The following is a 13376-nucleotide window of genomic DNA, read 5'->3' on the forward strand; positions in this document are numbered from 1 at the left end:
TGTCCCGGGGCATGCGAACGGAGACCTCGTGCGAGTGACCGACATCCAGCGTTGCGAGATCCGGCCCGGACGTCTCGTCGAGTGGACCCTGCATCCGACGGCCGTCGAGGTCGCGACCGGTCTGCCGGACGATTCCCGCCCGCCCGCGTACGTACAGGAGGCCCACGTTCGAACAGCGCGGGCGGTACGCCAAGCCGGCTTGTTCGTACCGACCTGGCTCGGCACCGCGTTCGACATCCCGGGACGGGTCGATCTCGACGTCCTCGAAGGCGCGCTGCGGGCCTGGACGCTTCGACACGAGACGCTGCGCAGCGGGTTGCGCTGGGTCGGCGACGAGATGCGACGCTTCACGCTGGATGCCGATGCCGTCGTGCTGCACCGCGAGGACATCGGCGACTTCCCCGACGCGGCGAGGCTGACCCAGTACCTACAGGACCGCTTCGATCTCGCGGCGGACGCGCTCAGCTGGCCGAACTTCATCTTCGCCGCTGCCGTCCGGGACGACAGCACGAGTGTCTACATGGCGTTCGACCACACCAACGTCGACGCGTACTCGCTCCAGCGGATCACCGCGGAGATTCACGAACTCTACGCGGCCGGCCTCGACGGCCGCGCCGTGGACGGGGCACCGGTCGCCAGTTACGTCGATTTCTGCGCGACCGAGCGCGCGAGCGCTGATCAGATCGACGACACGCACGCGATCGTCACTCGCTGGCGGGAGTTCGTCAACCGGTGTGACGGGAAGCTGCCGAACTTCCCCCTCGACCTCGGTCTCGACCCCGAAGGGCCGCTGCCGACCCAGAAGTTCATGCACGAGATGCTGGTGGACGCCTCGGATGCGGCGGCCTTCGAGGCGTACTGCCGCCCGTACGGCGGGAGCTTGAGCGGCGTCCTCGCGGCCACCGCTCTCATCGTCCGCGAGGACGCCGGGCAGCAGGTGTACCGCACCGTCGTGCCCTTCCACACCAGGGCGCGTTCCCAGTGGACGGACTCGGTGGGCTGGTACGTGGGCGGCGCGCCGATCGAGGTTCCCGTAGCGCGGACGCCCGATTTCGACAGCGCGTTGGAGACGGTGCGCGCGGCGCTGCGCGAGAACCGTCCGCTGTCCAGGATGCCCATCGCCCGTGTGCTCCAGCTGCTGGGCTCCGACTTCCGGCCCACATCTCCGGACCTGTACTCGATCGTCTCGTTCGTCGACGCGCGCGGCATCCCCGGAGCGGAGCGCTGGCAGGACCTGAAGGCGTACTCGCTGCTGCGGGTTTCGTACGGCGACCAGGTGTGCGCGTGGATCACCAGGCTCCACGAGGGCCTGCAGTTCGCCTGCCGCTATCCGGACACCGGCGTCGCGGACAAGAACATGCGGTTGTACGTCGAGCGGCTGCGGGAACTCATCGTCTCGGTGGCGCGAGAAGGCGTGGCCGCGCGCGCCACCGCGCCGGCGGACGACACGGTGCCGTCGCGGCCCGCTCCCGTGCGCGTCCCCGAGCCTGGCCAACCGCTCACCGCCGGGGGTGTCCGGGCCGTGCGCTGACTGCGGTCAGGCCGGCGGCGAGGACGAAGAAGCCGTCGTCCCGGGGGATTCGAGGACGGCCTCGATGTCGATCGCGACGTCGACCGTGTCGCTGACCACCACGCCGCCCCGGTCGAGGCCGTCGTTCCAACTCACGCCGAAGTCGTGACGGTTGATCCGGGTCTTGGCCGTGAACCCGGCACGCCGCCTGGGTCCGAGGTTCTGCTCACCCTCCCACCAGGGCGTGTCCCACTGGCCCAGATAGCTCACCTCCAGGACGACGGGTCGCGTCACGCCGCGGATGGTGAGATCGCCGGTGACCTCGAACCCGCTCGCGCTCACCTGGTGGACTCGCGACCCGACGAACCTCCAGGTCGGGTGGTGCTCGACGTCGAAGAAGTCGGCGCTGCGCAGGTGTGCGTCACGCTCGGGCGCGCCGGTGTAGACCTGGGTCGCGTCGATCGTCGCCTCGACCACGGCTTTCTCCGGCTCCTCCGGGTCGACCTCCAGGAAGCCGTGCACGTTCTTGAACTGACCGCGCACGTAGGTGACCATCATGTGTCTGGCGCGGAACTCCGCGCCGGTGTGGCTGGGCTCGAAGAACCATCTTGCCGTCGCCATCGCAGCTCCCAGGCAGCTCTGCCCCCTGCATCCCAGCGTAGGCCGCGGACGGGCGGCCTCGCGCGCCGCCGGGCTGGCACCAATTCTCCCGCCGGGTCAGGCTGGTGAGGACGGCCGAGGACCGAGGAGGCAGCGATGACGGAGTACCGGATCCCGGGCATCGACCCGAGCGCCACACCGAGCGGCGACGGCTGCGCGGAGTGCCTGGGCGGTGACGGTCAGGGGTGGTGGCTGCACCTGCGCCGGTGCGCGGCCTGCGGGCACATCGGCTGCTGCGACTCGTCACCCGGCCAGCACGCGACGAACCACGCGCGCTCGACCGGACACCCCTTCCTGACCAGCTTCGAACCCGGCGAGGACTGGTTCTGGAACGTGGAGACCGGCGAGTACTACGAGGGCCCGCCGCTGAGTCCGCCGACCTCCCATCCTGCCGACCAGCCGACGCCGGGCCCGCGGGGCAAGGTCCCCGCCAACTGGCAGGAGTTGCTGCACTAGAGCGCCACCCGGGGGCGGGGGTGAATGTGTCGAGATTCGTCTTCCTGGCGCCCAGGATGTCGGATCCGCGCACAAAAAGGGCTCCGACTTACTGAATCGCCGCAGGCGGCCCAGACTCGCTGGAGCGGCCCACCGGTTAGGCCGTTCAGTTCGTCACGCCACCAGGAGCAGCAGCATGTCGACCGCCCCGGTCCGCCCGTCCTTCCTCCTCGTCCACGGCGCCTGGCACCGGTCCACTTGCTGGACCGCTCTGCGGGAGGCCCTCGCAGCCGGCGGCTGGCGGTCCCACACGGTCGATCTGCCCAGCGCCGGCCCGCAGCGCACGCCCACCGCCGGCATGTACGACGACGCCGAGGAGATAACGGCGCAGCTGCGGCAGCTGGAAGGCCCAGTGGTCGTCGTCGCCCACTCGTACGGCGGCTTCCCGGTCACCCAGGCGGCCGTCGAGCAGGCGGACATCGCCCACCTGGTGTACCTCGCGGCCTACCTGCCGGCGGAGGGCGACTCGCTCGGCGGCGTCCACGGCCACGCCATCTCCGGGCCCGAGGAAGAGGACCTCACCCGCACCAACCCCGGGATCTTCGACGACCCCCGCGCCTCGCTGTACGGGGACCTGCCCGACGACCAGGCCGAGCACGCCGTCGGCCGGCTCGTCGAGCAGAGCGTGCGGTCGTTCCAGCAGCCGGTGACCCGTGCGGCATGGCGGACCGTGCCCTCCACCTACGTGGTCTGCGAACGTGACCAGGCACTCCCGCCCGCGCGGCAGGAGCAGATGTCCGCACGTGCCACCCGCGTCGAACGACTCGACACCGGCCACTCCCCCTTCCTGTCCGCGCCCGCCGAACTGGCCGCCCTCCTCGGCGACATCGCCCGCGCCGCCACGCAGGTCTGACAGTCGTTCAGACAGACCCGGCAGCACCCGGACGAGTCAGCCGAGCACCGCTCGCCCCGCTCAGGAACGCCTCCAGGTCCCGCTCGTAGGGGCCGAGGTCCAGGCCCTGGGCGGCGACCCAGGAGTCGGCGTAGTACTTGTCCAGGTACCGGTCACCCGGATCGCAGATCAGGGTGACCACGCTGCCGCGCTCGCCCCGCCCGCGCATCTCCGCCACGATGGCGAGCGCGCTCCACAGCCCGGTACCGCTGGAGGCCCCCGCGCGCTTGCCGAGCACCCGCTCCAGCACCCGGATCGCGGCGATCGACGCGGCGTCAGGAACCCGCATCATCCGGTCGATCGCCCCTGGCACGAAGCTGGGCTCCATCCGCGGCCGACCGATCCCCTCGATCCGCGAACCGCGCTCACAGACCGCCTCCGGGTCGTGGTTGACCCAGCCGTCGAAGAAGCACGAGTTCTCCGGGTCGGCCACGCAGATCCGGGTGTCGTACTGCTGGTACCGCACGTAGCGCGCGATGGTCGCCGAGGTGCCGCCGGTGCCGGCCGTCGCCACGATCCAGGCCGGCTCGGGGTGCGGCTCCAGGCGCAGCTGGGCGAAGATCGACTCCGCGATGTTGTTGTTGCCGCGCCAGTCGGTGGCCCGCTCGGCGTAGGTGAACTGGTCCATGTAGTGCCCACCGGTCTCGGCGGCGAGCCGACTCGAGGTCTCGTAGACCTCGCTGGGATCGTCCACCAGGTGGCAGCTGCCGCCGTGGAACTCGATCAGGTCGATCTTCGCCTGGCTGGTGGTCTTGGCCATCACCGCGATGAACGGCACCCCGATCAGCTTCGCGAAGTACGCCTCGGAGACCGCCGTGGAACCACTGGACGCCTCGATCACCGGCTTGCCGGGCCGGACCCACCCGTTGCACAGCCCGTAGAGGAAGAGCGAACGGGCCAATCGGTGCTTCAGGCTGCCGGTGGGATGGGTGGACTCGTCCTTGAGATACAGGTCGATCCCCCACTCGGCTGGCAGCGGGAAGCGCAGCAGGTGCGTGTCGGCCGAGCGGTTGGCGTCGGCCTGCACACGGCGGACCGCCTCCTTGAGCCAGGCGCGGTAGGCGGCGTCGGAGCGGTCGACATCCAGGGTTTCCATGGGATCGATTGTAACGGAAAGTAATCGTTTCGGTAGCTACAGGTTCCGCTTATCGGAGCTTGTGCGGCACCACGGTGGGTCGTAGGGATCGTCCTCGGCCCCCACGTGTGGGGGCCGAGGACGCCGCCTACTTCCCCCCGTCCCCCCGCTCGTCCTCCGTCAGCGTCGCCTTCCGTGCCCGGTACTCGTCCTCGTCGATCTCCCCGCGCGCGTACCGCTCCCCCAGCACCGCCAGCGGCGAGGCCTGCGAGCCGCCGTTGGCCCAGGGGCCGTGAGGGCCCCGCCAGCCGCGGCGCCAGGCGGTGCGGCGCAGGGTCGCGAAGACGAAGACCAGGAGGAGCAGCCAGATCAGCGGGAAGAGCAGGAACCACGGGCCGCCGTGCCAGTGGTCGTCGGCCAGCAGGGCTGTCGCCGTCGTCGCGTTCATCAGGTCCATCTCCTCGGGTTCGACCCGGCCCTACCGGGTCCGTTCCCTTGAGCGTCCCGCGCGGGGGTGGGTCGGCGCGTCGTGCGGGCGGCGGCACCTGGCGTACCGCGCGGGGAGTATCCGGGCGGGGCGGGGTGCTCCGGCGGGAGTCCCGTGGCCCTCACAGCGGGACGGTGACGAACGTCTGGCCCGAGTCGTTCACCACCGACACGGACGTGACGTCCGCTGGTGCGACCAGTGCCGATCCGTCCAGGGTGGTGCCGGCGGTGGCACCGACCGTGGAGACCAGCCAGCTGCCCGCCTCGGTGCTCGCCCCGCCACCGCTGTGGACCACCAGGTGGCAGCGCTGGCCGGCGGGAATCCCGGTGACCGCCGCGCTGACCCGCACCCAGCCGGCCGCCGGGGTCATGGTGAGGGTCATCCGCGCGCCCGTCGCGGGGTCCGTCGCCGAGGCCGTCCTGGTGCCGGGCGGCGGCGGGGAGACGCTGCTCGACGGGACCGGGTTGACCGACGCCCCGGGGCCGATCGCGACGGCCTGCGAGGTGGGCGCCGTGCTCCGGCCCAGCAGGACACCGCCACCCAGCACCGCCGCGGCCGCGACCGCGGCGGCCGCACCGGCCAGCACCCAGCGCCGCCGCTGCTGTGACCCCCGCTCGGCGCGGGCCTGACGCAAGGTGCGCTGCAGCAGCAGGTCACCGCCCTCGGGGCGCCCGTCCACGAACAGTTCGGGCGGCACCTCGCCCAGCATCCGCTCGAGATCCCGCATGTCGGCCACCTCGTTCCGGCAGGACTCGCAGTTCAGCAGGTGCCGTTCCAGCGACGCCGCCTCCGCCGGCTCCAACGCGCCCAGAGCGTAGGCACCCAGCGACTCCACGCTCTGCTCGTGTCCGTGCTCCCGCTGCTCCCGCTGCTCGCTGCTCATGCCACCGCTCCCTTCCACCCGTTGGGCCTGCCCGTGTACGACTGTTTCAGCGCCCGTAGCGCGTAGTGCGCCCGGGACTTGACCGTTCCCGCGGGTACGCCCAGTTGCTCGGCGGCCTCGGCGACCGACTGCCCCTGGAAGTAGATGGAGTGCAGCACCGCCCGGTGGTCGGCGGAGAGTTGCTCCAGCGCCTCCATCATCGCCATGGACTCGACGACCGTGTCGGCGTGGTCGCGCTCCACCGGCACCGTCGCCAGCGCCTCGGACACCTCGGCGACCTCCGGCGGCCGGGCGGCCCTGGCGCGGAACCGGTCGGTGATCAGGTTGCGTTCCACCGTCAGCAGCCAGCCCCTGACCGAGCCACGAGCCTCGGTCAGCGCCTCCGGGTGCCGCCAGGCGCGGATCAGGGTCTCCTGCACCACGTCCTCCGCGGCCGCCCGGTCACCGGTCAACCGGATCGCGTAGGCGAGCAGCGCGCCGCCGTGTTCCTCGTAGAGCGTCCGGATCAACGCCTCGTCAGCCGCACCGTACCGGGCGCTGGATCGTGCCCCTGCCATCCGCCCACTCCTCCGTCGGGATCCGTCAAAGCAGGCACGTACGGCGCGGCCGACGGGTTCAACGCGTTCAACGGATTCAACGGTCGTCACCACAGGCGCGGTCCTGGTTCAGGCAGGCCACCACGGCGGCCATCTGCTGGTCGCTCATCACGTCGATGAACAGGCCGTGGTCGGTGACCGGGCTGTGCCGCTGTTCCGGGAAGGCGTCCAGGGCGAACGCCTGGCCCGGCGGCGGCTGGTAACTCACCGTCACCTGTAGGTGGGGGATCGGGAAGGTGTCGTGCGGGCAGGCGCCCGAACCGCCCGGGAACACCGCCTGGGTGCGATGGTCCGGCGTGTCGGTGCTTCGCCCGTCCCAGCAGTTGGGGAAGTCGAAGGTGCGGGTCAGCAGATCGCCGGCCGGGCAGAGCGGGTAGCGGCTGGTCGACCGGCCGGGGAAGCCCGCGCAGCCCCACTGCGCCCGGGCCTGCTCCCCGCCGTCGGTGGCTGCCGTCGGGTCCCCCTCCAGCAGCCGCAGGAAGCGGGGCATCGGGACGACCTGGCTCCACGGGTTGCCGAGGAACTCGATCGACACCGCCTGCGGCGTGAGGATCTCCCCCAGGTTGCCGTGCTCGCCGTCCGTGCGCAGGCTCCGGTCGGTGCGGCGCAGCACCGGCCAGAAGTAGCTGGACCGGTCGCCGTCGGCGCAGCTCGTCCCGGCGGCGGCCAGGCTCGCGTCGGTGGACAGCGCGTCGGTGGAGAGGTTGCCCACGTAGTCGTGCACGTGGTGGGCGCCGCCGACGACCCCCGGTGAGATCACCAGGTTGTCGGCGTTGCGGTGCCCGTCCTGGTTGCGACCGCAGTCCTCGCGGTACGAGCCGGTGGACGCCTGCGGTCCGGGTGGGGTGGCGGCCCGTTGGGTGGCCACGGCCGCGATCGGGACGAAGTCGGTGGAGCCCGGGGAACCTTGGGAACCTGGGGAGCCGGTCGGCCACAGGCGCACGAAGAGCAGGGACAGCCCCAGCACCAGGCAGAGCAGGATGCCGGTCGGCAGTGCGGCGCGTCCGAACGACGGGTGGTGGCGGAGCTGGTTCACCTGCGACAGTCTGTCCAGGGCCTGCCCGGGAAGCAAGGCGATCGCGGGGCGCGAACCGCTGGTCAGCCGGCGGGCCCGGCCGGATGGCAGGCCCGCCGGCTGACGGCCATCCGTCAGTAACCGCCCGAGTAGCCACCCGAGCCACTGCCCGAGTTAGCGCCCGAATAGCCGCTGCTCTGCGAGGAGTTGGGGACGGCCGCCGGTGCGGAGCCCGGTCCGGCGCTCTGGGCCTTCTTGCCCTCCGGCGTGCTCGCGAACCAAGTGCCGCCCACACCCTGCCCGTTGACCTGGCCGGCCGCGCTGTCACCGGCGAAGCGGTACAGCGGCCAGCCGTTCAGCGTCAGCTGCTTGCTGCCGTCAGGCCGGGTGACGCTGCCGACCAGCGCCGAACTGACGCCGTTGACCTCCACCTTGTCCGCGACGGTGGCGGGCGGCCACTTCACCGCGCAGGCGTCGGTGCAGTTGGTGGCGGACGGCTTGTTGGTGTCCTTGTCGAAGCGGTACAGGGTGCGCCCGGCCGCGTCCGTCACGATCGGGCCCAGCTGCGCGGAGTTCACCGCGACGAGCTGGACCGACGCACCGGCACCGGCACCGGGCGTGGCGGGGGCGGCAGGCGTGGTGGCGGGGGCGTTGGCCGCGACGGGGCCGGGCGCGGCCGCCGCACCGTTGCCGCTGGTGTGGCTGCTGCTCGCACTACTGCCGCAGGCGCTGACGGCAAGGGCCAGGACGCAGATGCCGGAGGCGGCGAGCAGGCGGCGGCCGGTGAGCATGCGGCGGTCGGTGAGCTTGGGCATGGCGAATTCCCCCAGAAGAGAGGTGGTTTGAGGCGCTCTGTGCGTCTTCGTGACGCTCGCACCCTCAACACGCACGCGGCTCAGGAGGAGTTCAACGTTCGTCGGAGATATTTCGGCCCCGGCCCTCGGCGCGGTCGGTGACGCCCCCACTCTTTGGTTCAGAGCACGCGGGTGTCGTACGTCGCGCGGTTGGCGAGCACGTCGTCCATGTTCATCTCGGCCCAGGACTTGAGGCCGCGCATCATCTGGTGCAATGAGAGGCCGAGGTCGGTCAGCTCGTAGCAGACCGTGACGGGCACGGTCGGCGTCGCGGTGCGGGTGATGAGCCCGTCACGCTCCAGCGAGCGCAGCGTCTGAGTGAGCATCTTCTGGCTGACGCCGGCCAGCAGGCGGGACAGCTCCGAGTAGCGCATCGAGCGGGGCTCACCGGCGCAGTCGATGCCTGGCTGGTGCGAGCCGTCGCTGCCCAGCGCGGCCAGGATCAGCGTGACCCACTTGTCGGAGATCCGGTCGAGCAGCTTGCGGCTGGGGCATGCCGCCAGAAAAGCGTCATATTCCGCCTTGGTCTGCGCCCTCTTCTGGGCCGCCGTCATCGTCGCCATCGCCCGCTCCCCTCACCCGTGGGTGGCTTACGCACTCCGGAGTGCCTACTTCCCGTCAGGAAGCTGCCTATCCATAGTGGTGCAAGGAACCGTTGGGCACCACTATCCAGCCCAACACGAAAGCACGAGAGGCAGCGGCATGAGCACGCTCTCCACTTCGCTTCCCGGTGGCGCCTGGACCCTGGGCGACCTGACCGTCACCCGGTTCGGCTACGGCGCCATGCAACTCGCCGGCCCCGGGGTCATGGGGCCGCCCGCCGACCACGACGGAGCACTCGCCGTCCTCCGTGCGGCCGTCGACCTCGGAATCACCCACATCGACACCAGCAACGCCTACGGGCCGAGCATCACCAACCAGCTGATCCGCGAAGCGCTGCACCCATACCCCGAATCGCTGCACATCGTGACCAAGGTCGGCGCGACCCGCGACCCGCAGGGCGGCTGGCCCCTGGCCCGAGACCCGGAAAGCCTGCGCCGCTCCGTCCACGAGAACCTCGAAGCCCTCGGCCTCGAGGTGCTGGACCTGGTCAACCTCCGGATCGGCAACGCCCAGGGGCCCCAACCCGGCTCGCTCGCCGAGCCGTTCGAGACGCTCGTCGAACTCCAGCGGCAGGGCCTGATCCGGCACCTCGGCGTGAGCAACGCGACGGCGCAACAGGTCGCCGAGGCGCAGGCGATCGCGCCGATCGTGTGCGTGCAGAACCTGTACAACCTCGCCTACCGCCAAGACGACGAGTTGATCGACAGGCTCGCCGCAGCGGGCGTCGCCTACGTGCCCTTCTTCCCGCTCGGCGGCTTCAACCCGCTGCAGTCCTCGGCGCTCTCGACCGTAGCCGCCCGCTTGGACACGACTCCGATGTCGGTCGCCCTGGCCTGGCTGCTGCGGCGGTCGCCGAACATCCTGCTGATCCCCGGCACCTCGTCGACGGCGCACCTGCGCGAGAACGTCGCCGGCGCGGGACTCACGCTCTCCGACGAGGAACTCGCCGAGCTGGACAGGATCGGCCGCTAACGCGTGTCATGACGAAGCGCCGTCATGCCCTACGAAGAGCATGACGACGCTTCCCACCGTGCGGACAGGCCGCTTCCGGCGCTAGCTCAGCGTCTTCAGCGCCGCCGCGTCGTACGGCGCCAGCTCCTCGAACCGCTCCCCCAGCACCTTCGCCGCCCAGTGCGGGTCCTGGAGCAGGGCGCGGCCGACGGCGACCAGGTCGAACTCGTCGCGCTCCATGCGGTCGAGGAGGTTGTCGATGCCCAGGACCGGGGCGCCCTCGCCCTGGAAGCCGCGGAGGAAGTCTCCGTCGAGGCCGACCGAACCGACGGTGATGGTGGGCTTGCCGGTGAGCTTCTTGGTCCAGCCCGCCAGGTTCAGGTCCGAGCCCTCGAACTCCGGGAGCCAGTAGCGGCGGGTGGAGGCGTGGAAGGCGTCGACGCCGGCCGCGACGAGCGGGGCCAGGATCGCCTCCAGCTCCTCGGGGGTCTCGGCGAGCCTGGCGTCGTAGGCCTCCTGCTTCCACTGCGAGTAGCGGAAGATCACCGGGAACTCGGCCGAGACGCGCTCGCGGACCGCGGCCACGATCTCCGCCGCGAACTTCGTCCGGGCCACGGAGTCGCCGCCGTAGGCGTCGGTGCGGCGGTTCGTCCCCGCCCACAGGAACTGGTCGATGAGGTAGCCGTGGGCGCCGTGCAGCTCGACACCGTCGAAGCCGATGCGCTCGGCGTCCGCGGCGGCCTCGGCGAACGCGCCGATGACGTCGTCCAGATCGCTCCGGGTCATCGCCGTGCCGGCGCCCTCGGTGCCGTCGACGCGGATGCCGGAGGGGCCGACGGCCGGGGCGTCGGCGTAGGGCGGCTCGCCCTGCTTGCGCACCATGCCGATGTGCCACAGCTGCGGCACGATCGTGCCGCCCGCCGCGTGCACGTCCTCGGCGACCTTCGCCCACCCGGCCAGCTGCTCCTCCCCGTGGAACCGCGGCACCCGGTCGCTCTGCCCGGCCGACTCGTGGCCGACGTAGGTCCCCTCGGTGACGATCAGGCCCACACCTGCGGCGGCGCGACGGGCGTAGTACGACCGCACGTCCTCACCCGGGACGCCGCCCGGGGAGAACATGCGCGTCATCGGAGCCATCACGATGCGGTTCGGGACGGTCAGGCCGTTCAGCGCGACCGGCCGGGAGAGGATCTCGGCCGAGCGGGAGACGGAGGACGCGGGGACGGTCACGGGGGTGCTCCTCGGAGGTGCCAGACGGTGTGCACGCGTGCATTGAACGCGTGCAGGTGCCAACCGTTCCGGCGGTCGCGGCATTTCGCCCAGGTGGCGAACCGCCCTGTGATCCCGGACACGCGCCTCGCGCCAGGGGTTTCGCGCTGCCGCAGCCGGAGACGGAGCGGGAGGTGCACCCGGCGGTGATGGCGCCGGTCGTGGCAGCCGTGATGCGATGGACGCATGGAACTGCGGGAGATGCGTGCGTTCGTGGCGGTCGTCGAGGAGGGCGGCCTGTCCGCGGCGGCGCGCCGGCTGCACATCAGCCAGCCGGCGCTGTCCCAGACCGTGGTCGGCCTCGAGCGCGAGTTCGGTGTTCAGCTGCTGGTCCGCAGCAGCACCGGAGTCCAGCCCACCGACGCCGGACTGACCCTGCTGACCGAGGCCCGTGCCGTACTGGCCCGCCACGGCCGGGCCGTGGCCGCCATGGCCGCCCACACCGCGGCCGGCGGCAGCGTCCTGCGCATCGGTATCCCGCTGGAACTGCCCACCGAGCTGCTCTCCCACGCCCTGGCCGACCTCGCCGACGCCTATCCCGTCACCCGGGTCCTGGCCCGCCACCTGTCGACGTCCGACCAGCTCACCGCGCTGCGCAGCGGCGAACTCGACCTCGGCCTGCTGCGCGAACGCCCCACCGGGCAGGACCTCGACGCGATGCTCGTCGTAGCGGAGCGCCTCGGCGTGCTGCTGGCCACGGAGTTGGCCGCCAAGCTCGCCGGGCCGGACGGGATCCGCCTGGACGCCCTCACCGGACTGGACTGGGTCGGCTTCCCGCGTTCCGGCAGTCCCGCCTGGTACGACGCCCTCACCGCCATCCTGCGCAGCCACGGCATCGACCTCGGGCCCGAGCCCCCCACGGGACAGTCCCTGATCGCCGAGGTGAAACTCGCCGCCGTCGGCGCCGGCCGGGCCTTCACCCTCGCTCCCCCTGACTGGTCCCAACCCCTGCCCGCGACCGTCACCTGGTCGCCGCTGGTCGGCCACCCCCTCGTGCGGCGCACGTGGGCGGTCTGGCCCGCCGGCTCGCACCGGCGCGACCTCGGCCACCTGATCGCGGCCCTGGAGCAGCCCCAGGAGGCCTGAGCCTGGCAGCCGTGGGGCGGTGAAAGCCAGGTCAGCGACCTCAAAGTGGCAGTTATGAGGGGTATAGGCCGGGCGTCTGACCGCTGGGGAAGTGCTCGGCAGCTCTGCGCCTTACATCTCCCGGGTCGAGTCGCCACCGCTACGGAGCGGCTGGGCCGGCAGGCCCTTCACGGGCACACACAGAGCTGGGAGCGGGTAGTGATGTCAGAGCTTTCTGGTACTTCGGTGCTGGTCACAGGCGGGACCAGCGGTATCGGCCGGGCGACCGCGCTGGCGCTCGCCGGGCTCGGAGCGACCGTCGTGGTGTCGGGCCGCGATGTCGAGCGCGGCAAGAGGGTCGTCCAGGAGATCGAGGCGGCCGGCGGTGCGGGTCACTTCGTAGCGGCCGACCTGCGGGGCGAGGCTTCCGCCCGCGCGCTGGCCCGGCAGGCCAGTGCGCTCGTCGGGCAGATCGACGTCCTGGTCAACAACGCCGGCGCCTTCCCGTTCGGACCGACCGCCGACGTCACCGAGGCCGACTTCGACGCGGTGTACGGGCTGAACGTGAAGGCGCCGTACTTCCTGGTCGCCGAGCTCGCCCCCGCCATGGCCGAGCGCGGTCGTGGCGCGATCGTCAACGTCACCACGATGGTCGCGGAGTACGGCGCGGACGGCATGAGCCTGTACGGGTCGAGCAAGGCCGCCCTGGTCCTGCTGACGAAGGCATGGGCGGCGGAGTTCGGCCCGCGCGGAGTGCGGGTGAACGCGGTCAGTCCGGGCCCCACCGCGACCGAGGGAACCGCCGGGATGCCCGAAGCCCTGGACGCCCTCGCCGCCCAGGCCCCGGCCCACCGACCGGGAACCGCACAGGAGGTGGCCGAGGCCATCGTCTACCTGGCCACCGACCGGTCCAGCTTCGTGCATGGTGCCGTGCTGCCGGTCGACGGCGGACGCATCGCCGTCTGACACCCCCCTCGCCGCGGCCTGCGTGGGAGCGTACGAGCCCCACGCAGACCACGGC

15 protein-coding genes are annotated in these 13376 nt (G+C 71.5%); 6 read left to right on the forward strand and 9 right to left on the reverse strand.

Annotation, left to right across the window (positions count from 1 at the left end; translation table 11 throughout):
• Positions 1 to 28: 28 nt before the first annotated feature.
• A complete protein-coding gene (locus P3T41_RS32505) occupies positions 29 to 1531 on the forward strand; it encodes a condensation domain-containing protein (protein WP_280694184.1) in 1503 nt (500 codons plus the stop codon).
• 6 nt (positions 1532 to 1537) lie between these two features.
• Here the strand turns inward: P3T41_RS32505 and P3T41_RS32510 are convergent, their stop codons facing one another.
• On the reverse strand, positions 1538 to 2131 hold the full coding sequence (locus P3T41_RS32510; protein ID WP_280694185.1) for a YceI family protein: 594 nt from the start codon (positions 2129 to 2131) through the stop codon (positions 1538 to 1540).
• A gap of 135 nt (positions 2132 to 2266) precedes the next feature.
• Here P3T41_RS32510 and P3T41_RS32515 point away from each other — a divergent pair, with 135 nt between their 5' ends.
• Both P3T41_RS32515 and P3T41_RS32520 read left to right on the forward strand, forming a co-directional pair.
• A complete protein-coding gene (locus P3T41_RS32515; RefSeq protein ID WP_280694186.1) occupies positions 2267 to 2626 on the forward strand; it encodes a UBP-type zinc finger domain-containing protein in 360 nt (119 codons plus the stop codon).
• A 175-nt stretch (positions 2627 to 2801) separates the two neighbouring features.
• Positions 2802 to 3518: an alpha/beta hydrolase gene (locus P3T41_RS32520; protein ID WP_280694187.1), complete on the forward strand. Its 717-nt coding sequence runs from the start codon at positions 2802 to 2804 to the stop codon at positions 3516 to 3518.
• Between the two features lie 7 nt (positions 3519 to 3525).
• Here the strand turns inward: P3T41_RS32520 and P3T41_RS32525 are convergent, their stop codons facing one another.
• From P3T41_RS32525 to P3T41_RS32555, 7 genes are all read right to left on the reverse strand, one after another.
• Entirely contained in the window at positions 3526 to 4653 is a 1128-nt protein-coding gene (locus P3T41_RS32525; RefSeq protein ID WP_280694188.1) for a PLP-dependent cysteine synthase family protein, read from the reverse strand.
• A gap of 127 nt (positions 4654 to 4780) precedes the next feature.
• On the reverse strand, positions 4781 to 5080 hold the full coding sequence (locus tag P3T41_RS32530; protein ID WP_280694189.1) for an SHOCT domain-containing protein: 300 nt from the start codon (positions 5078 to 5080) through the stop codon (positions 4781 to 4783).
• A gap of 160 nt (positions 5081 to 5240) precedes the next feature.
• Positions 5241 to 6002: a zf-HC2 domain-containing protein gene (locus P3T41_RS32535; protein WP_280694190.1), complete on the reverse strand. Its 762-nt coding sequence runs from the start codon at positions 6000 to 6002 to the stop codon at positions 5241 to 5243.
• A complete protein-coding gene (locus P3T41_RS32540; RefSeq protein ID WP_280694191.1) occupies positions 5999 to 6559 on the reverse strand; it encodes a sigma-70 family RNA polymerase sigma factor in 561 nt (186 codons plus the stop codon). The genes P3T41_RS32535 and P3T41_RS32540 overlap by 4 nt, the downstream gene beginning before the upstream one ends.
• Before the next feature lie 76 nt (positions 6560 to 6635).
• Positions 6636 to 7634 (reverse strand): DUF1996 domain-containing protein, encoded by a 999-nt coding sequence (locus tag P3T41_RS32545; RefSeq protein WP_280694192.1) that lies wholly within the window; start codon positions 7632 to 7634, stop codon positions 6636 to 6638.
• A 113-nt stretch (positions 7635 to 7747) separates the two neighbouring features.
• Complete coding sequence (locus P3T41_RS32550) at positions 7748 to 8428, reverse strand: hypothetical protein (RefSeq protein ID WP_280694194.1); 681 nt, start codon at positions 8426 to 8428, stop codon at positions 7748 to 7750.
• Between the two features lie 158 nt (positions 8429 to 8586).
• Positions 8587 to 9030 (reverse strand): helix-turn-helix domain-containing protein, encoded by a 444-nt coding sequence (locus P3T41_RS32555; RefSeq protein WP_280694195.1) that lies wholly within the window; start codon positions 9028 to 9030, stop codon positions 8587 to 8589.
• Between the two features lie 139 nt (positions 9031 to 9169).
• On the opposite strand from P3T41_RS32555, the gene P3T41_RS32560 reads away from it, so the two are divergent.
• On the forward strand, positions 9170 to 10042 hold the full coding sequence (locus P3T41_RS32560; protein ID WP_280694196.1) for an aldo/keto reductase family oxidoreductase: 873 nt from the start codon (positions 9170 to 9172) through the stop codon (positions 10040 to 10042).
• A gap of 81 nt (positions 10043 to 10123) precedes the next feature.
• Here P3T41_RS32560 and P3T41_RS32565 read toward each other — a convergent pair whose 3' ends face one another.
• Positions 10124 to 11251, reverse strand: a complete 1128-nt coding sequence (locus P3T41_RS32565) for an NADH:flavin oxidoreductase (RefSeq protein ID WP_280694197.1) — start codon at positions 11249 to 11251, stop codon at positions 10124 to 10126.
• Between the two features lie 225 nt (positions 11252 to 11476).
• Between P3T41_RS32565 and P3T41_RS32570 the strand changes: the two genes are divergently transcribed.
• Positions 11477 to 12376, forward strand: coding sequence for a LysR family transcriptional regulator (locus P3T41_RS32570; protein WP_280694198.1), 900 nt, complete (start codon positions 11477 to 11479; stop codon positions 12374 to 12376).
• 198 nt (positions 12377 to 12574) lie between these two features.
• Complete coding sequence (locus tag P3T41_RS32575) at positions 12575 to 13321, forward strand: SDR family NAD(P)-dependent oxidoreductase (protein WP_280694199.1); 747 nt, start codon at positions 12575 to 12577, stop codon at positions 13319 to 13321.
• Positions 13322 to 13376 lie beyond the last annotated feature (55 nt).

The sequence above is a fragment of the Kitasatospora sp. GAS204B genome (assembly GCF_029892155.1).
Lineage (GTDB): Bacteria > Actinomycetota > Actinomycetes > Streptomycetales > Streptomycetaceae > Kitasatospora.